This is a genomic window from Dechloromonas aromatica RCB, assembly GCF_000012425.1.
Window position 1 is genome coordinate 796,917 of the sequence record NC_007298.1, and the last position, 21,591, is coordinate 818,507.

18 protein-coding genes are annotated in these 21,591 nt (G+C 55.3%); all 18 read left to right on the plus strand.

Going from position 1 to position 21,591, the window contains the following annotated elements; genetic code table 11:
• Positions 1–25: 25 nt before the first annotated feature.
• A complete protein-coding gene (locus tag DARO_RS03765; RefSeq protein WP_011286493.1) occupies positions 26–2,404 on the plus strand; it encodes a methyl-accepting chemotaxis protein in 2,379 nt (792 codons plus the stop codon).
• Between the two features lie 39 nt (positions 2,405–2,443).
• The gene (locus tag DARO_RS03770; protein WP_011286494.1) at positions 2,444–5,281 is read left to right on the plus strand and encodes a methyl-accepting chemotaxis protein; all 2,838 of its coding nucleotides are present in this window, start codon (positions 2,444–2,446) and stop codon (positions 5,279–5,281) included.
• A 2-nt stretch (positions 5,282–5,283) separates the two neighbouring features.
• Positions 5,284–6,186 (plus strand): CheR family methyltransferase, encoded by a 903-nt coding sequence (locus DARO_RS03775; protein WP_011286495.1) that lies wholly within the window; start codon positions 5,284–5,286, stop codon positions 6,184–6,186.
• A gap of 12 nt (positions 6,187–6,198) precedes the next feature.
• Complete coding sequence (cheD, locus tag DARO_RS03780; protein ID WP_011286496.1) at positions 6,199–6,804, plus strand: chemoreceptor glutamine deamidase CheD; 606 nt, start codon at positions 6,199–6,201, stop codon at positions 6,802–6,804.
• A gap of 48 nt (positions 6,805–6,852) precedes the next feature.
• Entirely contained in the window at positions 6,853–7,905 is a 1,053-nt protein-coding gene (locus DARO_RS03785) for a protein-glutamate methylesterase/protein-glutamine glutaminase (RefSeq protein ID WP_011286497.1), read from the plus strand.
• A gap of 77 nt (positions 7,906–7,982) precedes the next feature.
• Positions 7,983–8,288, plus strand: coding sequence for an STAS domain-containing protein (locus DARO_RS03790; RefSeq protein WP_011286498.1), 306 nt, complete (start codon positions 7,983–7,985; stop codon positions 8,286–8,288).
• A 137-nt stretch (positions 8,289–8,425) separates the two neighbouring features.
• On the plus strand, positions 8,426–9,394 hold the full coding sequence (locus DARO_RS03795) for a chemotaxis protein (protein ID WP_011286499.1): 969 nt from the start codon (positions 8,426–8,428) through the stop codon (positions 9,392–9,394).
• A gap of 17 nt (positions 9,395–9,411) precedes the next feature.
• Positions 9,412–10,347, plus strand: a complete 936-nt coding sequence (locus tag DARO_RS03800; RefSeq protein ID WP_011286500.1) for a chemotaxis protein — start codon at positions 9,412–9,414, stop codon at positions 10,345–10,347.
• A gap of 24 nt (positions 10,348–10,371) precedes the next feature.
• Positions 10,372–10,767, plus strand: a complete 396-nt coding sequence (gene cheY, locus DARO_RS03805; protein ID WP_011286501.1) for a chemotaxis response regulator CheY — start codon at positions 10,372–10,374, stop codon at positions 10,765–10,767.
• A 9-nt stretch (positions 10,768–10,776) separates the two neighbouring features.
• Positions 10,777–11,640, plus strand: coding sequence for a protein phosphatase CheZ (gene cheZ, locus DARO_RS03810; protein WP_041224192.1), 864 nt, complete (start codon positions 10,777–10,779; stop codon positions 11,638–11,640).
• Between the two features lie 11 nt (positions 11,641–11,651).
• Positions 11,652–13,571 (plus strand): chemotaxis protein CheA, encoded by a 1,920-nt coding sequence (locus tag DARO_RS03815; protein ID WP_011286503.1) that lies wholly within the window; start codon positions 11,652–11,654, stop codon positions 13,569–13,571.
• A gap of 179 nt (positions 13,572–13,750) precedes the next feature.
• Complete coding sequence (flhB, locus tag DARO_RS03820) at positions 13,751–14,884, plus strand: flagellar biosynthesis protein FlhB (protein WP_041224193.1); 1,134 nt, start codon at positions 13,751–13,753, stop codon at positions 14,882–14,884.
• The gene (gene flhA, locus DARO_RS03825; protein WP_011286505.1) at positions 14,885–16,969 is read left to right on the plus strand and encodes a flagellar biosynthesis protein FlhA; all 2,085 of its coding nucleotides are present in this window, start codon (positions 14,885–14,887) and stop codon (positions 16,967–16,969) included.
• Positions 16,966–18,429: a flagellar biosynthesis GTPase FlhF gene (gene flhF, locus DARO_RS03830; RefSeq protein WP_011286506.1), complete on the plus strand. Its 1,464-nt coding sequence runs from the start codon at positions 16,966–16,968 to the stop codon at positions 18,427–18,429. Before flhA ends, flhF begins: the two co-directional genes overlap by 4 nt.
• Positions 18,422–19,312: a nucleotide-binding protein gene (locus tag DARO_RS03835; protein ID WP_011286507.1), complete on the plus strand. Its 891-nt coding sequence runs from the start codon at positions 18,422–18,424 to the stop codon at positions 19,310–19,312. The genes flhF and DARO_RS03835 overlap by 8 nt, the downstream gene beginning before the upstream one ends.
• A complete protein-coding gene (locus DARO_RS03840; protein WP_011286508.1) occupies positions 19,312–20,058 on the plus strand; it encodes an RNA polymerase sigma factor FliA in 747 nt (248 codons plus the stop codon). Before DARO_RS03835 ends, DARO_RS03840 begins: the two co-directional genes overlap by 1 nt.
• Positions 20,058–20,798, plus strand: a complete 741-nt coding sequence (locus DARO_RS03845) for a flagellar motor protein (RefSeq protein ID WP_011286509.1) — start codon at positions 20,058–20,060, stop codon at positions 20,796–20,798. Before DARO_RS03840 ends, DARO_RS03845 begins: the two co-directional genes overlap by 1 nt.
• Positions 20,798–21,571, plus strand: coding sequence for a flagellar motor protein MotD (gene motD / locus DARO_RS03850; protein ID WP_011286510.1), 774 nt, complete (start codon positions 20,798–20,800; stop codon positions 21,569–21,571). The genes DARO_RS03845 and motD overlap by 1 nt, the downstream gene beginning before the upstream one ends.
• Positions 21,572–21,591: the final 20 nt, after the last annotated feature.

Below are 21,591 nucleotides of genomic sequence, written 5' to 3' on the forward strand. Positions count from 1 at the left end.
CAAGTTCATTTAACGAGGGCAACGAATGTTCAGCTTGCGTAGTTACAAGATTGGAACTCGACTCATCATGACAACGATCGGGGCACTTGGCCTGATGATCGTCTTCGTGGCTATTGCTTTATTTAGTCTCAATACGATTGGTCAAAAGGTTGACCACATTGTCGACAACAACGTCATGAAGACGTCACTGGCGGTTGATATGCGCATGCGCAATCTGCTGATTGCTCGGCATGTTCGTACCGCCTTGATTTATTCGGGCGTGGAAAAGCAGATGGGTGAAAAGCCCAAGGTCGACGCTGATTTTGCCAAGTATCTCGAAGGCGAGACGCGTTTGTCTGAAACGACCATCTCCCCGCGCGGCAAGGAGATTTTGTCTCGTATCCTGGGGGCTCGCAAGGCGGCCGAATCATCGATTGAGCAGCTTTTTGAAAGTATCAAAGCCGGCAATCGAGCCGATACCGAAAAGATTTTCTTCGACAGTTTTCGTCCGAGGATGCAGGAGTGGTTTGATGCAGTGGGCGATTACGTCCAGCTGCAGCGTGACAATAATGATCGTGATGTGGCTGAGATCAATGCGGTCAAATCGAGTGTGCAAACCACGATGTTGCTGCTGATGGCGTTTGCTGTCATCGTGATGATCCCGTCCGGGATTTGGGTGACGCGGCAAATAACCAAACCCCTGAAAGATGCCGTAGCGCTTGCTGAGGCTGTAGCTCAGGGCAATCTGGATAACCGGATCGAGCACATCGGAAATGATGAGCCAGCCCAGTTGATGGATGCACTCGACAAGATGCAGTCTGATCTGAAGTCGCGAGTCGAGGCAGATCGGAAGGCAGCGGCGGAAATGACGCGGATCAAGGTTGCACTGGACGTTTCATCCAACAGCGTCATGGTGGCGGACGTCGACGGCGTCATCATTTATTGCAACAAATCCGTGCTTGAAATGATGCGCAATGCGGAGGCCGATCTGCGGACGCAACTGCCGAGTTTCCGTGCCGATGCCATTCTGGGTTCAAATTTCGATATTTATCACAAGCAGCCAAGCCATCAGCGCAACATCCTGGGAACGCTGAGAGGCATCCATCGCACGGAAATTGATATTGGCGGTCGTTATTTCTCTTTGGTGGCCTGTCCGATCGTAAACGACCAGGGCGAGCGTCATGGTACGGTCGTTGAATGGCGAGATCGCACTGCAGAGGTCCTGATTGAAAACGAAGTGGCAACGATCATTGGTGCAGCTGCTTCAGGTGATTTCAGCCATCGCCTTGACGCCAGCAAGATGACAGGGTTTTTCAAGCAAATATCTGAAGGCATCAATCGCTTGCTCGAAGCCAATACCCGTGCCCTTGATGATATTGGTGCGATGTTCGCTCGCTTGGCGCAGGGTAATCTGACAGAAAAAATCGATGCTGATTATCAAGGCGTACTTGGCGTTCTCAAGACCGACGCCAATTCCACGGTAGACAACCTGCAAGAGATCATTTCATCGATCAAGGAAGCCACCGATGCGATCAACACGGCGGCGAAGGAGATTGCGTCGGGCAACCAGGACCTGTCGAGCCGGACGGAAGAGCAGGCAAGCAGCCTGGAAGAAACGGCCTCGAGCATGGAGCAGCTGACCAGCACGGTGAAGCAGAACGCCGACAATGCACGGCAAGCCAACGAGCTGGCTGGTAATGCCCAGCGGGTGGCGGTCAAGGGGGGCGAAGTGGTGGGTCAGGTTGTGGACACGATGAGCGCCATTCACCAATCGAGCAGCAAGATTGCCGACATTATTGGTGTCATTGACGGCATTGCGTTCCAGACCAACATTCTGGCACTCAACGCCGCGGTAGAAGCCGCTCGGGCCGGCGAGCAAGGCCGTGGGTTTGCGGTGGTCGCCACCGAAGTGCGTAACCTGGCCCAACGCAGTGCTGCGGCCGCCAAGGAAATCAAGGGGCTGATCTCCGACTCGGTGGAAAAGGTTGAAACCGGCAACAAGCTGGTCGATCAGGCCGGACGGACCATGGAAGAAGTAGTCTCGAGCATCAAGCGCGTCGCCAAGATCATGGGGGATATCTCCGATGCCAGCCGTGAGCAAAGCTCGGGCATCGAGCAAGTCAGCCTGGCCGTCAGCCAGATGGACGAGGTGACGCAGCAGAACGCGGCGCTGGTTGAAGAAGCGGCGGCGGCGGCTGAAAGCCTGGAAGAGCAGGCTCACAATCTCGCTCAGGCCGTCTCTGTCTTTGCTATTTCCAAAAATCAGCCGACAGCACGTCGAACTGCCTCGACTGATCGTGCTCCCCAATCTTCAGCCAGGATGGCTCTTCCTCACAGGGAGCCCGTCCGACTGCCTGAGCCTTCAGCAAAATCCTCTGCCAAGCTTGTCGCGACCAAAGGCGATGACGAGTGGGAAGAGTTTTAGACCCAACACCACAGAGAAAAGAATGAACGAGGAGGAGCAATGAGAACCAATTTGCCGGTAACCACCGTTGAACAGCATTTGCGGGATGACACCCTGATCGTATCGAAAACCGATCTCAAGGGACGAATCACGTATATCAACCGCGATTTCCTCGATATCAGTGGTTTTACTGAACAGGAACTGATTGGGGAACCCCATAATCTAGTGCGTCATCCGGAGATGCCGCCAGAAGCCTTTGAGGATCTCTGGCGCGACCTGAAGGATGGGCGTCCCTGGACCGGCATGGTCAAAAACCGGTGCAAGAACGGCGATTACTACTGGGTTCTCGCCACGGTGACACCTATCCGCGAGGGCGGTGAAATTCTTGGCTACATGTCGGTGCGCCGCAAGGCCTCGGCCCAGCAGATTCAGGCCGCCGAAGAGGCCTATCGGCTATTCCGTGAAAAACGTCAAGGCAGCCTGCAGATTCGGCATGGAGCGGCCGTCAAGGGCGGACCGGGGCTGTTGTCGGCGCTTTCCCTGAAAAGCCGCATGGCGGCTGGCTTTGCCGTCATCCTTCTGGTGGTTGCCGTGGTGGCAGGGCTTGGTCTATGGGGCATGGGGCGGAGCGACGATGCTGTTGCCAGGCTTTACAGCAGCCGCCTTGAGCCAGTCCAGGAGTTGGCCGCAATCGGCAAGCTGATGGCTGATAATCGGTCGCAAGTTCTTCTGGCTTTCCAGCACGACCCGGCCAGCCCCAACGCCAAATCTCACGATCACAGCGTAGACAAGCATCTAGGTGTGATCGATAAGAATATCGGCATCATCACCGGGCATTGGGAGCGTTACTCAAAAGCGATTGCGTCTGACGAGCACCGCCAGTTGGCAGACGCCTATGTGGCCGCCCGGAAGGTGTACGTCACCGAAGGCCTGCTGGCAGCGAAGGCTGCAATCGCGACTGGTCGCTTCGACGAAGCCAACGACATTCTCTTAAAGAAGCTTAATCCGGCCTATGAAGAGGCTTCAAAGCGTGCTGATGATCTTTACCAATTACAGATCAGTCGGGGCAAGACGCAACTGGAGGAGACTGACAAGGCTTACCAGCAGTTCCGCATCATCGTGATTGCCATTGTCCTGGCCGCACTTGCTTTCGGCGCTCTTGTTGCTTGGAGCATCATGCGTTCTGTCATGCGGCCGCTGGATGACATCATCGCGACCTTCCAGTCATTGGCTCGCGGCGACTATACCCGTAACGTCGATATCGCCCGGAATGACGAACTAGGCAAGGTGATGCAGGGGCTGCAATCGATGCAGATTCAGCAAGGGTTCAACGTTGCCGAGGCGACACGCGTTGGTGAGGAAAACCTGCGGATCAAGATCGGCCTCGACAACGTGGCGACCAACGTGATGATTGCCGATGACGGCCTTAACATCATTTACATGAATCATGCCGTGACCCAGATGTTCGCTGCGGTGGAGAGCGACATTCGCAAGGATTTGCCGCAGTTCTCGGCCGCGTCGCTGATGGGTAGCAATATTGACATCTTCCACAAGAGCCCGGCGCATCAGCGCGGCATGCTGGAACGTCTGACAGGGACGCATCGCGCCACGATCAGGCTGGGCGGGCGTGTCTTCGCGCTGACGGTGACGCCGGTCATCAATACACGCGGTGGGCGCTTGGGATTCGCCGTCGAATGGCTGGATCGGACCAACGAGGTTGCGGTCGAAGAGGAAGTGAACCAGATCGTCAGCGCTGCGGCGAATGGCGATTTTACCAAGCGTGTCTCGGATGCCGGCAAGACGGGCTTCTTCCTGACCTTGGCTGGCGACCTCAATCGCCTGTTGGAAACCAGCCAGCGAGGCTTGGAAGATGTGGTGGTGGTCTTGTCTGCGATGGCGGATGGCGATCTGACGAAGACCATTGAGGCTGAATATGCTGGTACCTTCGGGCAGTTGAAGGATGATGCCAATACGACGGTTGCTCGGTTGCAGGAAATCGTCGGGCAGATCAAAGAGTCAACCGACGCGATCAACACGGCGGCGAAGGAGATTGCGTCGGGCAACCAGGACCTGTCGAGCCGGACGGAAGAGCAGGCAAGCAGCCTGGAAGAAACGGCCTCGAGCATGGAGCAGCTGACCAGCACGGTGAAGCAGAACGCCGACAATGCACGGCAAGCCAACGAGCTGGCTGGTAATGCCCAGCGGGTGGCGGTCAAGGGGGGCGAAGTGGTGGGTCAGGTTGTGGACACGATGAGCGCCATTCACCAATCGAGCAGCAAGATTGCCGACATTATTGGTGTCATTGACGGCATTGCGTTCCAGACCAACATTCTGGCACTCAACGCCGCGGTAGAAGCCGCTCGGGCCGGCGAGCAAGGCCGTGGGTTTGCGGTGGTCGCCACCGAAGTGCGTAACCTGGCCCAACGCAGTGCTGCGGCCGCCAAGGAAATCAAGGGGCTGATCTCCGACTCGGTGGAAAAGGTTGAAACCGGCAATAAGTTGGTCGATCAGGCTGGACGGACCATGGAAGAAGTGGTCTCGAGCATCAAGCGCGTCGCCAAGATCATGGGCGACATCTCCGATGCCAGCCGTGAGCAAAGCTCGGGCATCGAGCAAGTCAGCCTGGCCGTCAGCCAGATGGACGAAGTGACGCAGCAGAACGCGGCGCTAGTTGAAGAAGCGGCGGCGGCGGCTGAAAGCCTGGAAGAGCAGGCTCACAATCTCGCTCAGGCCGTCTCTGTCTTCAAGGTGGCCAATGCGGGCGGCATGCCTCGTCTGGAGGCGCCGCGCACTAGCCAGCGTGCCTCTGTGCCGCAAGCCCCTCGTGGCGAGCGAATTGGCGCCAGGAAAGTGCAGGCATTGCCAAGCAGTCTCGATGATGAGTGGGAAGAGTTCTGATTATGACCGAATTACGAAAGCCGGCCGCTCCGGTATCTGCACTCAGGACTTCGTTATCGACAAGTCTGCCACCACGGGAGGCGGGTAATCGAGAGTTTTCCTTCTCGGTGACCGATTTCGAACGAGTGCGTAAGCTGATCTACCAGCATGCTGGTATTTCGTTATCACCGGTCAAGCAAGACATGGTCTATTCCCGCCTGGCCCGTCGCTTGCGCGCCACCGGCAAGTCCTCCTTTGCTGAATATCTGGATGCGCTGGAAAAGAACGGCGGCGATGAATGGGAGCGTTTCGTCAATTCTTTGACGACGAATTTGACGTCGTTTTTCCGCGAGCCACATCACTTCCCGATTTTTGCCGAACATCTTCGCAATATCGGCACCAAGCGTCCCGTCAGAGTCTGGTGTTCTGCGGCCTCGACCGGAGAAGAGCCTTACTCGATTGCGATGACAGTCCTAGAAACTTTCGGGAGCAATGTTTCGCATGTCACGATCATGGCCTCGGATCTCGATACTAATGTGTTGGCGACTGCACAGAAGGGCGTTTACCCGATCGAACGGGTCGAAAAACTATCGCCGGAACGTTTGCGCAAATTCTTTCTGCGTGGAACGGGGGCTCAGGAGGGCTACGTATCGATTCGTCCAGAGTTGAAAAAGATGATTGAGTTTCAGCGGATCAATCTTCTGGATGCAAGTTATGCGGTCAAGGGGCCACTTGACGTGATTTTTTGTCGAAATGTGATGATTTATTTCGATAAGCCGACGCAATACAAGATCCTTTCGCGCTTTGCACCAATGATGCAGCCGGATGGCCTGATGTTTGCCGGTCACTCCGAAAGTTTCCTGCATGCGGCAGACCTATTCAAGTCCCAGGGCAAGACGGTTTATGCCTTGGCGCGTGCGCGATAGAGAAAGGAATCAGTGCAACACGCCTACGACGAACATCTGGCCACCAACCGATACTTTGATCGCAAATTCGGGCTTGAGGCAGCCAAGATACTGCCCGGTGAATATTATGTTGCCAATCAGGAAGCCCTGCTGGTGACGGTGCTTGGCTCTTGTGTAGCAGCTTGTATCCGGGACGCCGATTCCGGTATCGGCGGCATGAATCATTTCATGCTGCCTGATGACGGCGGTCGGGATAAGGTCGGGATGTCGGCGCGCTATGGCACCTACGCGATGGAGGTGCTAATTAATCATTTGCTCAAGCTGGGGGCGCGACGAAACCGGTTTGAGGCAAAGGTGTTTGGTGGGGGGGCTGTGTTGGCGAGTCTGGCCAGCAGTAATGTCGGTGCCAGAAACGCTGAATTCGTGCTCGATTTTTTGAAGACAGAAAAAATCCCCGTGGTGGCAAAGGACTTGTTGGATTCCTACCCAAGGAAAGTTTACTATTTTCCATACTCAGGGAAAGTACTGGTCAAGAAGTTGCACCGTGTCCATAACGACACTTTGTTCAGCCGCGAAAACGACTACAAGGTGCGCCTATCCGGCGCCCCCATGGACGGCGACATTGAGCTCTTTATTTGATATGCCCGGCCTTGAAATTCTGTGAATTTTCCTTTTTTAATGGAATAGATGCCAATAAAAACTCGAGTCCTGGTGGTCGATGATTCAGCATTGATGCGTGGCTTGCTGAGTCAGATGATTAATCTAGCGCCTGACATGGAGGTCGTCGGAGCGGCGCCGGATGCCCAAAGTGCGCGTGAAATGATCAAGGTGTTGAATCCGGATGTGCTGACACTTGATGTTCAGATGCCGAAAATGGACGGTTTGGAGTTTCTTGAACGTCTGATGCGCTTGCGGCCTATGCCTGTCGTCATGGTGTCTTCGTTTACCGAGGCGGGATCCGATACAACCCTAAAGGCGCTGGAGCTTGGTGCCATCGATTTCATCGGCAAGCCGCGGGCTGATGGCGGAAGGAGCGTGGAGAATTATGCAGAAGAACTCGTCGAAAAGATTCGTGCGGCCAAAGCGGCGCGCCTCCGTCGGGCAATGACCGGGAATAGCGTTAGGGCTGCGACACCCGCATCGGCATCGCCGAAGTCGGGCTTGGGGGCAAGCGGAAAAATCATTTTTGTCGGTGCATCAACAGGAGGGACGGAGGCAATCAAGGATTTCTTGCTCGGAATCCCTGCTGATTGCCCGCCAATTCTGATTGTTCAGCATATGCCGGAGGCGTTTACTGCCTCATTTGCTCGTCGCCTGGACAGTTTGTGTGCGCCGCGAATCATTGAGGCAAAGGGAAATGAAAAAGTAGAACCGGGTACGATTTATGTTGCGCCCGGACATTCCCATTTGTTGATTCGTCGTGGCACTGCGGGATTCCTCACCGAATTGGCAGCTACCCCCCCCGTGAACAGGCATCGTCCAGCCGTCGATGTATTGTTCGACTCTGCGGCTACCCTGGTTGGGCGCAAGGCAATTGGGGTAATTCTGACGGGGATGGGCAAGGATGGCGCCCAAGGTTTGCTGCGCATGCGTCAGGCGGGGGCAAGAACGTTCGGGCAAGATGAAAGTAGCTGTGTCGTCTATGGAATGCCGCGTGAAGCATTTTTGATTGGAGCGGTAGAAGAGCAATGCTCGCTGGATGAGATGGCACGGCGGGTACTCGGCGCCGTCTCTGCCTAAAGCACGGGACAGACTTGTCGTATATGAGTAAAGTATTAAACTAGAGAGCAGTTTGGCTTTTTTGAATAGGAAAGAAAATGCAAGCAAGTATCCTCAATGAGGCTGGCAAGGCAGTTATCAAACTGGTCGGACGTTTTGATTTCAATACCCACCGCGAGTTTCGCGGCTCCTACGAGCCTTTGGTTAGTGATACATCGGTCCGTTCGGTTGTCGTGGATTTTTCAGGGGTCGATTATCTCGATAGCTCCGCGCTCGGTATGTTGTTGATGTTGCGGGATAAATTGGGCGGCGCCAACAAAGAGGTTGCGCTGACCGGTGTTCGCGGGAACGTTAAGCAGGTGCTAGATATTGCTAATTTTGGTAAATTATTTCAAATCTCCTAAATTTTTTGCCAGATTGGCCGTTAAAGTAAGTTAACGCTTGGTGTTTTTGTAGGGCCGGGTGGGTCGTTGCAGTTCAAGGGTGGCGCTCACTTCGGGCGCGTAAAACAGCCCGATGCGCAACGCACGAGAGGATGACGATGTCTGAGTTATTGAAGAATATTGACGCGAGAACCAAGTTGGCTGGAACCAACAAGCTTGAGATACTCCTTTTTTTCTTGGGAGTAGATCAGCGTACTGGTCGTCGTGAAACTTACGGTATCAATGTCTTCAAAGTACGCGAAGTCATGCGCACTCCAGTCATTACGGCCGCTCCGGATATGCCTTCTTCTGTCGAGGGGATGGTCAGCCTTCGTGGAGCGCTGGTTCCCGTGATTGATCTGGCCAAGTACTCCGGGATCTCCCCGGAAACGCCGCGTGAAATCATGATCGTCACCGAGTACAACGGCCATACGCAGGGTTTTCTTGTCGAAGGGGTCGATACGATCCTGCGGCTGGACTGGAGCAAGATGCGCGTCCCCCCCGAGATGCTGACGTCACAGACGGGAGGGTTGGTGACCGCGGTGACAGAACTCGAAGATAACCGCTTGGTCATGATGATGGACGTCGAAAAAGTCTTGTCCGAAACGACCAGTATCGATAATGAGATCATGTATCGTGGCGTGGTTCCAGTGGACCGTCCCGAGTGCACGGTTTTTTATTGCGATGACTCCAGTGTCGCGCGCAAGCAGATTGAGCGAACGCTCTCTGCCATGGGAGTCAAGGGCATTTCGGCGGTGAATGGCCGTCAAATGTGGGACGAGATGGAGAAAGTCGCCACTTATGCACAGTCCATCGGCAAAACGGCCTCGTCAATCATCAGTCTGGTGCTGACGGACATTGAGATGCCTGAAATGGATGGTTACATCCTGACCAAGAAGATCAAGTCTGATCCACGTTTCAATGGCGTGCCGGTTATCATGCATTCGTCGTTATCCGGTATGTCAAATCAGAAGCTTGGTGCATCGGTGGGGGTGGATGAGTATGTGCCTAAGTTTGAGCCGATGCGTTTGTCCGAAACCTTGGCGCGACGCCTGGGCGGGGAAGCGTCGCCGGTCAGTGTGGCTTGAGATAGCGGGAGTTGGCGATGAACGTCGTTGAGAATAAAAATCTGCTGGATAGTGTCGATGCTCGCACTCGACTGGCGGGGTCCAACAAAATGGAAATCCTGCTATTTACACTTGGAACGCGCGAGATTTTCGGGATTAATGTTTTTAAGGTCCGCGAAGTCGGCCGGACCCCTCACATTACCAGGACGCCAAACATGCCGCACGGTGTCGAAGGCCTCATTTCTTTGCGCGGCAATGTGATCCCGGTTCTTTCTCTGGCCCCATTCATGCATCTTGATACCCAGCCTGGCTTGGGCAAGACGATGATGGTCGCCGAGTATTCGAAGCGCACGCTCGGTTTTCTCGTTCATGATGTTGATCGGATCATCCGTGTCGACTGGGAGCGAGTGAAGGCTCCAGAAAGCGTGCTGACGGCGAATCAAGGTCTGATCACCGCCGTGATCGAACTTGAAAGTGGTGGCTTGGTATCCATTCTCGACGTAGAACAGATTCTGGCCAATGCCTTTGGCGAGGCAATGATTGTCGATATTCCTCCGGCCCGGGTCGACCCGGAAACCAGTGTCTTTTTTGTCGATGACTCCAGCGTGGCTCGTCGGAAAATCTCCGAGGTTCTCGACAAACTTGGCGTGCGCCACAAACATGCCACCAACGGCATGGAGGCTTGGACGCGTCTGCAGGGAATCGCTGCGCATGCATTGCAGATGAACCGCAATATCCGTGACGACGTTCGCCTGATCCTGGTGGACGCCGAGATGCCGGAAATGGACGGTTATGTCCTGACCAAAAATATCAAATCAGATCCGCGTTTTGAAGGGGTGCCTGTGGTCATGCACTCTTCGCTTTCTTCCGAAGCCAATCGTGCAATGGGCAAATCGGTGGGGGTGGACGCGTATGTCGCAAAATTCGATGCTGAGGCGCTGGCAGATACGCTGCGTCCGCTGATTGAACGATAACAACTAGAGCTTCTGGAGTAGTGCATGGCAGCTGATCCAAAAATGAGATTTCTGGTCGTGGATGATTTTTCCACGATGCGTCGAATTGTCCGCAATCTATTGAAAGAACTTGGTTATACCAACGTCGATGAAGCTGAGGATGGCGCCATTGCGCTACAAAAACTTCAGGCAGGTGGCTTTGAGTTCGTGGTCACCGATTGGAATATGCCCAATATGGATGGCCTGACCCTGTTGCAGACAATTCGCGCTACTCCGAATCTAAAGCATCTGCCAGTCTTGATGATCACCGCAGAGGCCAAGAAGGAAAACATCATTGCCGCTGCACAAGCCGGGGCGAGTGGTTACATCGTCAAGCCTTTTACTGCAGGAACCCTGTCCGAAAAGCTGAACAAGATTTTCGAAAAAATGGGTCAGGCGTAAAGGGAAATCATGTCTGCTAACAACGATTCCGACGACCTTGAAGCGCTCTTCGATTCAATTTCTTCTGACTATGCGCCAGCGCCCGTAGTGGCTCCGCCGCCTGCGCCGGTGACACCTGTGCCCGCCGTTTCTACGGGAGGCGATTCCGATGACCTGGAGGCCTTGTTTGACAGCATCGCTGCCAAAACCCAGGCCGAGCAGACGGTTGCCAAAGGTGGTGACGACGTCGCTCAAGCGGCTTCACCTTCGGGAGATGGGTGGTCTCAGCAAGAGGCTGTGTTTAATCGAATCGGACACATGGCGCGAGCCTTGCACGATACGCTGGGGCAACTGGGTTACGACAAGCTTCTTGAGAAGACCGTTTCGGCGCTTCCCGATGCCAAGGATCGCCTGACTTATGTGGCGAATTTGACTGAGCAGGCAGCGTGTCGTGTCCTGAATGCGACGGATATTGCCAGTCCATTGGTTGATCAAATCGAACATGGTGCTCGTGCGCTAGGCCAGCGTTGGGACAAAGTCTTTGCCAACGAAATAGGGGTGGAGGAATTCAAGTTGTTGGCCGTTGAAACGCGCGCCTACTTGAATGAACAACTGCCCAAAAAGACTCGTGACACACATGCTCAGCTTACCGAGATCATGATGGCGCAGGACTTTCAGGATTTGACCGGGCAAGTCATCAAGAAGGTTGTCGCCCTTGCTCAGGAACTTGAGTCAGGCTTGATGAATGTGCTCATTGAGGTCGTGCCGGAAACCAAACGTACCGAGGAAGTGGCCAGTCTGATGAATGGCCCGGTAATAAATGCCGAAGGGCGAACCGATGTGGTGGTCAACCAAGAGCAGGTTGATGACCTGTTGGACAGCCTCGGTTTCTGAGGAGGGGCAATATGAGTGATTTTGGCGGAATGGAAGATCTGCTGCAGGATTTCCTGCAAGAGGCCCACGATTTGTTGTCCGATGTGGACAATAAACTCGTCGATCTCGAGAAGATGCCCGATGATCGTGGTTTGCTGAACGATATATTTCGAGGGTTTCATACAGTTAAGGGAGGCGCAGGTTTCCTTAACGCTACGGAGTTGGTCACTCTTTGCCACCTGACTGAGAATTTGTTTGATCGCCTGCGCAATGGCGAGCTCGAACTAACTCCGGAATTGATGGATGTCATCATGGCTGCCACCAAGGGGGTGCGCGAAATGTTTGGCGAATTGGGGCAGATGGTTCAGCCTCAGGCGGCCGACCCCTCTGTTATCGCCGCCTTGCAAGGCGCGCTGACTGGTGAGGTGCATGCTGCCGCTCCGGTTGCCGAACCCGTACCGCTCGCAGAGCCGCCGCAAGAAACTGTCAGCTCAGCTCCGGGTGAGCCGGACTGGAACCTTCTGCATTCGGCAGTAACTGGTCAGGCGCCAGCAGCTGCGCCACAAGGCGAACTAATTACCAAGGCGGAAGCGGCATCGGCCGAGATCGCTGTTATGCCTGCCACGGCAGTGCCCTCAACGGATGTGGCGCAACCAGCGCCAGCCTCGCCGTTTGGTCGTCGAGCGACTGATAAGCCCGGTGGTCAGCCGGCCAATGCTCGGCGTGTGGAAGAGCGCGCCCGTGAAAACACCATTCGTGTCGATACCTCGCGACTGGATCAGGTGTTGAATCTTTCTGGTGAAATTGGTTTGACCAAGAATCGGCTAACCAGTTTGCGAGCCGATATCCTGGCCGGGAAGAACGACTCCGAAACCTTGCATGCGCTTGATCAAGCGGTCAGTCAGCTTGATTTGCTGGTTTCCGATCTGCAGAATTCGGTAATGAAGACCCGGATGCAGCCGATTGGTCGTCTGTTCCAGAAGTATCCCCGCATTGCCCGCGACCTGGCCCGGCAATTGGGCAAGGATGTCGAGCTGGTGCTGGCAGGTGAGGAGACCGAGGTCGACAAGACCATGATCGAAGATCTGGCGGATCCCTTGATTCACTTGATCCGGAATGCCGTCGATCACGGTGTCGAGATGCCGAGCGAGCGGCAGATGGCGGGTAAACCGGTGAAAAGCCTGGTGCGCCTGGAGGCTCGCCAGGAGGGCGACCACATCGTCCTGATCATTGCTGACGATGGCAAAGGAATGAGCGCTGAACGTATCCGCGCCAAGGCCATCGAAAAGGGCCTGGTTTCGGAAGAGGAAGCGAATACCTTGGACGAGCGTCAGAGTTTGAACCTGATCTTCCTCCCTGGGTTCTCAACCAAGGCGCAGATTTCTGATGTTTCGGGTCGTGGTGTGGGTATGGATGTGGTCAAGACCAACATCCAGAAACTGAACGGATCGATTGAGATTCGTTCTGAGCCGGGCAAGGGGTCGGTCTTCATTATCTCCCTGCCGCTAACGCTGGCTATCTTGCCTGTCCTGCTGGTATTGCTGGGTGAGCAGCCGTTTGCCTTGCCACTGTCGATGGTTCGTGAAATTCTTCCGATTGAGCAGAGCCGTATTCAGGAGGTGGGGGGTAAAGAGACGCTGGTTGTCAGGGGCGAGGTATTACCTGTCATCACATTGGCCCGTTTGCTTGGTTGGCCGCAGAAAAATTACCCGGAGTACGGTGTGTTCATGCAGACGGCCGAGCGGAGTTTCATTCTCGGGGTCGACAGTTTTGCCGGGCGCGATGATGCGGTGATCAAATCTCTGGAGGATTTCCGTCCCAAGGGCGTCGCCGGTGTAACCACGCTGTCGAATGGCCAGATTGTGCTGATTCTCGACATGAAGGAGTTGCTGTCGGATATTGGCCAGCATGCCGACATAGGGTCCGGGATGCGATCACTCGACTTTGTCTGATAAGCGTTGCAAGTCAACGAGTTGAAAGGGGGCTTTGCCCCCTTTTTTCTTTTTGCAGGTTTACTCTGTTGTCATGTGCTTGCGATCGGCATTTGAGAAACAGGCTAAATAAACTCACGTACCTCTTTGATTTTTCTGGTTTTTTCCTATAATAGCCACATCACTAATCAAAGATGGCTATGGCGGAAGATAGCGACCTCGAGAAAACTGAAGAGCCTACAGGTAGGCGAATCGAGCAGGCCCGTGAGCAGGGTCAGGTCCCCCATTCCCGCGAACTTGCTACGTTTCTGGTTCTGGCTGTTGCCGGTGCGACTTTTTGGATGATGGGCAGCTGGTTCATGCAGCGCTCGCTGGTGATCATGCAGAAAGGTTTTTTTGTCGAATCACGCTACATGCGTGATCCGGACCTGATGCTGCCGCGTCTCGCAGAAATATCGGGCGATGCGCTTTTTGTCTTTTCACCGTTGCTTGGCTTGTTGCTGCTGGCGGCTATCCTGCCTCCGTTCTTCCTGAATGCCTGGGTTTTTTCTCCGAAAGCGCTGGTTCCCGATTTGAATCGCTTGAACCCGCTGTCCGGTTTTGGCCGGATGTTTTCCTGGAACAGCCTGATGGAGTTGGCCAAGGCGGTCCTGAAGGCTGTATTGGTCGGTGGTGTCGCCGCGATGCTGATCTGGAAAGAGCGTGACGAGATCTTTGGTTTGCTGGGCGAGCCACTTGAGGTTGGTTTGGCTCATGCCGGGCATCTGGTGTCCTTTTCCTTCCTGATTCTGGTGGCAACTCTGGTGTTGGTTGTCGTCGCCGACGTGCCGTTCCAGCTTTGGCAGTACTTTGACAAGCTGAAGATGAGCAAGGAAGAGGTTAAGCAGGAAATGAAGGAAATGATGGGCGATCCGCACGTCAAGGGTCGTATCCGCAGCCTTCAAATGCAGGCCGCCCGCAAACGCATGATGTCTGCCGTACCCAAGGCAAATGTTGTGGTGACCAATCCGACGCACTATGCGGTGGCCCTTGCCTATCAGACGGGCATGGGGGCGCCCAAGGTGGTGGCGAAAGGCGTTGGTGCAGTGGCGCTGAAAATAAAAGAAATCGCCAACGAGCATGCGGTACCGATCATGGAGGCGCCGCCGTTGGCGCGTGCCTTGTACAAACATTCCGAACTGGATACAGAAATTCCCTCCGCCCTGTACAACGCAGTTGCGGAGGTTCTTGCTTATATCTATCAGCTAGCCAATTGGCGTCAGGTGGGCGGCATCTATCCGGTTCCGCCGCGCGATTTACCGGTGCCCCCAGAACTTGTTCCGGAGGCGGTGTAAATGGCCACCTCATCTCTTAGGATGCAGAACTTTCTGGGGCGCATGAACGTTACCCAGTTAGCGGCGCCCATCCTGATCCTGATGATCCTGGCGATGATGGTGTTGCCGCTACCAGCGTTCGTGTTGGATGTATTCTTTACGTTCAATATCGCAATTTCAGTGCTGGTGCTGCTGGTTGCGGTCAATACCCAAAAAACACTTGAATTTTCGGTGTTTCCGACAGTGCTGCTGGTCACCACGTTGCTGCGGCTATCGCTGAACGTGGCCTCGACACGGGTGGTCATGCTTGAAGGGCATAACGGGCCGGATGCAGCGGGCAAGGTGATCGAAGCTTTTGGCCATTTCCTGGTTGGCGGAAATTTTGCCGTTGGCATTATGGTTTTCCTGATTCTGGTGGTCATCAACTTCGTCGTGATCACCAAGGGTGCCGGCCGGGTGGCTGAAGTCTCGGCGCGCTTCACACTCGATGCGATGCCGGGCAAGCAGATGGCAATTGATGCCGATCTCAATGCCGGCCTGATCGGTGAGGAAGATGCTCGCAAGCGTCGCACAGAAATTTCGCGGGAAGCCGAGTTTTTTGGCTCGATGGACGGTGCGTCGAAGTTCGTGCGTGGCGATGCCGTAGCCGGCATCATCATCATGTTGCTCAATGTCGTCGGCGGTTTGATCGTCGGGGTCCTGCAGCACAACATGGAATTGGCACAGGCTGCTAAGAACTATACCCTGCTGACTATCGGCGACGGCTTGGTTGCCCAGATTCCGGGACTGATCATCTCCATCGCTGCCGGCATGGTGGTAACCCGGGTTTCGGATGACCGAGACATCGGCCAGCAGGTAATGGGCCAGATGTTCCGTAGTGGCAAGGTCCTCGGCATAACCGCTGCCATCGTGGGTTTCCTTGGCTTGATTCCGGGAATGCCCAATCTGGTCTTCTTGATGCTGGCTTCTTCGCTGGGGTGGTTTTCATGGACCATGTTGCAGCGTGAGAATCGAGTGGTCCAAACCCCGGTTCCCGTCGCCCCGGCTGCAGCGCCAGAAGCGCTGGAGGCCAGCTGGAACGACGTTGCGGCTCTGGATGTGCTTGGGCTGGAAGTCGGCTACCGCCTCATCCCGCTGGTCGACAAGTCGCAGGATGGTGAGTTGCTGCGTCGTATCCGCGGTATTCGCAAAAAATTTGCACAGGAAGTCGGTTTTCTGGTCTCCCCGGTACATATACGTGACAACCTGGAGCTGAAACCCAACGCCTATCGAATTTTGCTCAAGGGAGTGGAAATCGGGCAGGGAGAAGCATATGCCGGGCAGTATCTGGCGATCAATCCGGGGCGTGTGGCAGGTACCCTCAACGGCGCTACGACCAAGGACCCCGCGTTCGGCCTTCCGGCAACGTGGATCGATGCCGGCCAGCGTGATCAGGCACAGGCTTATGGTTATACGGTGGTTGATGCCTCAACAGTGGTGGCGACACATCTCAATCATCTGATTCTGACTCATGCTGCCGAATTGCTTGGCCGTCAGGAAGTGCAGCAATTGCTCGACCATCTGGCTAAGGAAATGCCCAAACTGGTCGAAGATCTGGTACCCAAGATTCTGCCACTCGGGGTGTTGCAGAAGGTGTTACACGCGATGCTCGAGGAGGGAGTACATATCCGCGACATGCGAACCATCATGGAATCCGTGGCTGACCATGCGACGCGGACTCAAAATGCCGACGAGCTTTCGACCCAGGTGCGCATGGCGCTCGGTCGGGCGATCGTTCAGCAACTATTCCCGGGGAATAGCGAGATGCAGGTCATGTCGCTTGACCCGACCCTTGAACGCCTGCTGTCGCAGGCGGTCGCTGGCGGTTCCGAAAATACCAGCTTTGAGCCAGGTCTGGCTGACACGCTGGTCCGTGAAACGGCCGCCGCTTCTGAGCGCCAGGAAGGGCTTGGGCTACCAGCCGTGCTACTGGTGCCGGCAAGTCTGCGTTTGCTTCTCTCCAGATTCCTGCGCCGCACCATTCCTCAATTGAAGGTGCTGTCACACAACGAAGTGCCTGAAAACCGAATTATCAAGGTGACCTCGATCATCGGAGGTAAAACATGAACGTCAAAAAATTCATCGCGGCCAATGCAAGGGATGCCTTGAGAAAAGTGAAGGAAACGCTCGGCAACGACGCGATCATCCTTTCCAATCGTGGTGTCCCTGGTGGCGTCGAGATCATGGCTGTCGCTGCCCGCGACATGGCGATGATCGTGCCGACCCCGGTTGCCGATCGCTCGCCGCCAGAAAGGCGGCCGCAGCCGAATGAGTTTGATGACGACTATCGCGTTGTGTTGAATTCCGCCAGAGCGCGTATATCGCAACCAATGCCGGCGCCCGTGATGTCTCCGGCACCACAGATGCCACGCCAAAATGTCGCTCAGGCCGCAGCGCAGAGACCAGTTGGGCAAGTTAATGCCGGTATTCCAAAAAATGGCGCTTTGCGTAATCTGGACCTCGGCCGCTCGGGGGCTGTGCCGGTTGCTCCGCAACGTCCAGTAGAGAATCAGGTGCCGCCGGTCGCTGCCCAGGCGCCGACCCAGGCTACTCTGCAGCGTCGCCCAGAGGCTGAAGTGGTGCCGATGGAGGTGATGGAGGAGATTCGTTCGCTGCGCAGGATTGTCGAGCAGCATCTGGCCGGTTTTGCCTGGGGCGAGGTCGCGCGCTCGGAACCGGTGAAGACTGAAATCCTTCGCCAGATGCTCGATGCTGGCTTCTCACCGCAATTTTCCCGTGATCTGCTCACCGATTTGCCGCACGAAATGAACAGCGTCGAGGCAATGGCCTGGGTCAAGGGGGCTGCAGACCGTTCGTTGATGACCATCGGCAGTGAGCATGACATCGTTGATCGTGGCGGGGTTTACGCGCTGGTCGGGCCAACTGGTGTCGGCAAGACGACGACGACCGCCAAGCTGGCGGCACGCTGTGTATTGCGTCATGGCCCGAGTAAGGTGGCGCTGGTTACCACTGACGGTTACCGGATCGGTGCCCACGAGCAACTGCGCATCTATGGTCGCATCCTTGGGGTTTCCGTTCATCTGGTCAAGGATGCGGCTGAACTACGCCAGACCTTGATCGAATTGCAGCATAAGCACATGGTCCTGATCGATACCATGGGGATGAGCCAGAAGGACAAGCTGGTCCCGGAGCTGACGGACATGCTTGCCGGTTGCGCGGTGCAGCGCCTGTTGCTGTTAAATTCGACCTCGCGTGGCGATACACTGGACGATGTGGTGCGTGCCTATGCGGGCGATACCCTGGCGGGTTGCATCCTGACCAAGATTGATGAGGCAGCCAGTCTGGCCACTGCGCTTGACGTGATCATGCGTCACAACCTGAAGCTGTTGTACGTATCGAACGGTCAGCGCGTGCCGGAGGACCTGCATTTGCCGAACCGCAGCTATCTGCTGCACCGGGCCTTCAAGGACGTGCCGGAAAGCTCTCCCCATAAATACGATGGCGTGGAGCCTGGACTGATGATGGCCAATGCGGGCATGGTTGCGGTCGGAGGACGTCGTGGCTGATTTTCGCGTCGATCAGGCCGCTGGGCTGCGTCGCTTGTTGGGTGGTGGCCAGCAGTTACAGGTCGTCACCTTCGTGGCGGGATGCGAGGGGGTTGGGCGTAGCGTGGCAGTTGCCAATATTGGCGTGGCGCTGGCCCGGCTCGGTAAGGAAGTGCTGATCATCGACGAGCATGCGCCTGGAGATGACATAGCTTCCACCTTTGGCTTGGTCGCCCGGAGTGACTTGCTCAACGTGGTACAACGGGAATTGCCTTTGTCGCAGGTTCTGCTGCAGCCGATGCACGGCCTGCGGGTTTTACCGGCGGCACGTGCCGTAAAGAAACTTGGTCGCTTGTCCCTGACGCAGCAACAAACCTTGCTTGATGCCATGTCTGGTCTGGAGCGACCAATCGACGTGATTCTTGTCGATGCCAGCATGGGGCATCCCAATGGTTTTTCGCCATTCGGACTGGCTTCCCAGGAAGCCGTCGTTGTCCTGTCAGGCAGCAGTGCTTCGATCACCGAAGCCTATTCCTTGATCAAGAAGGTCAGTCACGCCTTTTCGCGCAAGCATTTTCGCATTCTGGTCAATAAAGTGCGTAGCCAACCGGATGCCCGCTCGATCTATGAAAATATCGCTCAGGTAGCTGCCCAGCGAGCTATTGCCCGTCTGGATTATGCTGGTGCGATCCCGCTCGACGACGCGCTCCGCCAATCGGCGCAGCTAGGTCGCCCTGTGCTAGTTCAGGCGCCTGATTCACCCGCTGCAGCCGCATTTCGCGATATTGCCTCAGACATGCTTTATTGGCAGCGCAGCGAAAGCGAAGCCGGGGGGGTCGAGCATTTCATGCAGCAACTGTTACACTTGAGCCAACGCATAACACCCAACGTACTTCGAGCTTGATGTATACCGCTGCCGGGCAGCCAGACAGGGAACAGTTGGTTCAGCGCTTCGTGCCGCTGGTGAAGCGTATCGCCTATCACTTGATGGCGCGTCTGCCGCCCAGCGTACAGTTTGACGATCTGGTTCAAAACGGCATGATCGGCTTGCTAGATGCGATTGATCGCTTTCAGGAAGGTTTTGGCGCCCAATTCGAAACCTATGCCACACAGCGCATCCGTGGTGCCATGCTCGATGGATTGCGTGAAAACGACTGGTTGCCGCGGAATCTTCGTCGTGAGTTGCGGCGCATAGAAACGGCGATCAATCAACTTGAGCACGAACACGGTCGAGTTCCATCCGAGAAGGAACTGGCCGAGGCGCTCGGCATGTCACTTGCTGACTACCAAAAGACCCTGCAAGATGCACGCGGTCATCAACTGGTCTATTTTGACGACTTGGCGGGAGAGGGCGACGAGGGTTTTCTTGAGCGCCACTTTACTGACAATGCGGCTGATCCAGCCGCCATCCTGGAAGATAAAAGCGTCAAGGCTACGCTGATTACGGCGATTGGCGAGCTCCCGGAGCGGGAGAAGATGATGATGGCCTTGTATTACGAGCAGGATCTCAATCTTCGGGAAATCGGTGAGGTCATGGGCGTTACTGAGTCTCGGGTCTGTCAGTTGCATACGCAGGCCATTGCCCGCTTGCGGAGCCAGATCGTTGGAGAAATTCCGAAAGCTGCGAAGCGCCGCAAGGAGAAGGCTTGATGGATAAGATCAGTCTGGCCGGTATTGCCATTGGTCTATTCGCGATCATTGGTGGTCAAATTCTCGAAGGTGGCCATGTTGGATCATTGGTCCAGCCAACTGCCCTGCTTATTGTGCTCGGTGGAACCTTGGGAGCAGTCTTGTTGCAGAGCCCGATTCACATCTTCAGGCGAGGCATGAAGATGGCCAAATGGGTGTGGGTTCCGCCAGTGATCGAACAAAAACGCCTGATTGAACAGATATTGAACTGGAGCCAACTCTCACGGCGAGAGGGTTTGTTGGCGCTGGAGAACTATATTCCTGCGATCAAGGACGAGTTCGCCCGCCGGGGGCTGCAGCTTTTGGTCGATGGCGCAGATCCGGAGCGTATCCGCGAATTGCTCGAAGTCGAAATCAATACCTTTGAAGACGAGTGGCGCCAGTCCGCAAAAATATGGGAGGCGGCCGGTGGTTATTCGCCAACTATCGGGATTCTTGGCGCCGTAATGGGGCTGATCCACGTGATGGAAAACCTTTCTGACCCAACCAAGCTGGGGGCGGGGATCGCCGTTGCCTTCGTGGCGACGATCTATGGTGTCGGATTGGCTAATTTGGTCTATCTGCCGATTGCCGCCAAGCTCAAGTACTACATTCTACGGATGGTTTCGACCCGCGAAATGCTCGTTGATGGACTGGTAGGTATAGCCGTCGGTGACAACCCGCGGATCATTGAAGGCCGTCTGAAAGGCTACCTGAACTAATGGCTCGGCGTCGTCGTGAAGAGGAGCACGAGAACCACGAGCGCTGGCTTGTCTCCTACGCCGACTTCATTACCCTTCTATTTGCGTTCTTCGTTGTGATGTATGCAATCTCATCGGTTAACGAAGGGAAGTACAAGGTGTTGTCCAATTCGCTGACCAATGCCTTCAAGAATGTGACCGGCCAACCGGGAGGGCAGCCGATTGCGGTGATTCAAGGTGCTCCGCCGATTCCGCCCAGGCCGATCGCCAAGCCCGATAAATTGCCCGATCAGAAAAAGATAGAGCAAAGACAGAAAATGAAAAATATGGCCGGCGATATCATGCAGGCCTTGCAGCCCTTGGTTGCTCAAGGGAAAGTGCGTCTTCTTGAAACCAGTCGTGGCGTGACGATTGAAATTAATGACAGCATTCTTTTTCCTGCTGGCCAGGCCAAGCTCCAGAGCGCATCGATAAGCGCGATGCTGGCTATCGCTCAAGTCCTTGCCGCTTCGGACTTTCCCATTACGATTGAAGGCCATACTGACAATGTGCCGATTGCAACAGCGCAATTTCCGTCCAATTGGGAATTGTCGGCAATGCGCGCCACCACCGTGCTGCGGCTATTTAATGATGGCGGCGTGGGGGCGGAAAGGCTGACAGCAATTGGTTATGGCGAGACACGGCCGCTTGAAACGAATACCACCGTGGAAGGGCGTGCCAGAAACCGCCGGGTGAGTATTTTGATTGACTCGAATCGACCGGAAGAGGCTACCGAGATTCGCGTTGGGCAATAAAATCAGGGCTGTCCAAAGGC

Coding starts and splice junctions, on each gene's coding strand:
- DARO_RS03800 (WP_011286500.1), top strand. CDS start 9,412: ATGAACGTCGTTGAGAATAAAAATCTGCTGGATAGTGTCGATGCTCGC.
- DARO_RS03795 (WP_011286499.1), top strand. CDS start 8,426: ATGTCTGAGTTATTGAAGAATATTGACGCGAGAACCAAGTTGGCTGGA.
- motD (WP_011286510.1), top strand. CDS start 20,798: ATGGCTCGGCGTCGTCGTGAAGAGGAGCACGAGAACCACGAGCGCTGG.
- DARO_RS03840 (WP_011286508.1), top strand. CDS start 19,312: ATGTATACCGCTGCCGGGCAGCCAGACAGGGAACAGTTGGTTCAGCGC.
- DARO_RS03845 (WP_011286509.1), top strand. CDS start 20,058: ATGGATAAGATCAGTCTGGCCGGTATTGCCATTGGTCTATTCGCGATC.
- DARO_RS03770 (WP_011286494.1), top strand. CDS start 2,444: ATGAGAACCAATTTGCCGGTAACCACCGTTGAACAGCATTTGCGGGAT.
- DARO_RS03765 (WP_011286493.1), top strand. CDS start 26: ATGTTCAGCTTGCGTAGTTACAAGATTGGAACTCGACTCATCATGACA.
- DARO_RS03785 (WP_011286497.1), top strand. CDS start 6,853: ATGCCAATAAAAACTCGAGTCCTGGTGGTCGATGATTCAGCATTGATG.
- flhF (WP_011286506.1), top strand. CDS start 16,966: ATGAACGTCAAAAAATTCATCGCGGCCAATGCAAGGGATGCCTTGAGA.
- DARO_RS03790 (WP_011286498.1), top strand. CDS start 7,983: ATGCAAGCAAGTATCCTCAATGAGGCTGGCAAGGCAGTTATCAAACTG.
- cheY (WP_011286501.1), top strand. CDS start 10,372: ATGGCAGCTGATCCAAAAATGAGATTTCTGGTCGTGGATGATTTTTCC.
- flhB (WP_041224193.1), top strand. CDS start 13,751: ATGGCGGAAGATAGCGACCTCGAGAAAACTGAAGAGCCTACAGGTAGG.
- flhA (WP_011286505.1), top strand. CDS start 14,885: ATGGCCACCTCATCTCTTAGGATGCAGAACTTTCTGGGGCGCATGAAC.
- cheZ (WP_041224192.1), top strand. CDS start 10,777: ATGTCTGCTAACAACGATTCCGACGACCTTGAAGCGCTCTTCGATTCA.
- DARO_RS03815 (WP_011286503.1), top strand. CDS start 11,652: ATGAGTGATTTTGGCGGAATGGAAGATCTGCTGCAGGATTTCCTGCAA.
- DARO_RS03775 (WP_011286495.1), top strand. CDS start 5,284: ATGACCGAATTACGAAAGCCGGCCGCTCCGGTATCTGCACTCAGGACT.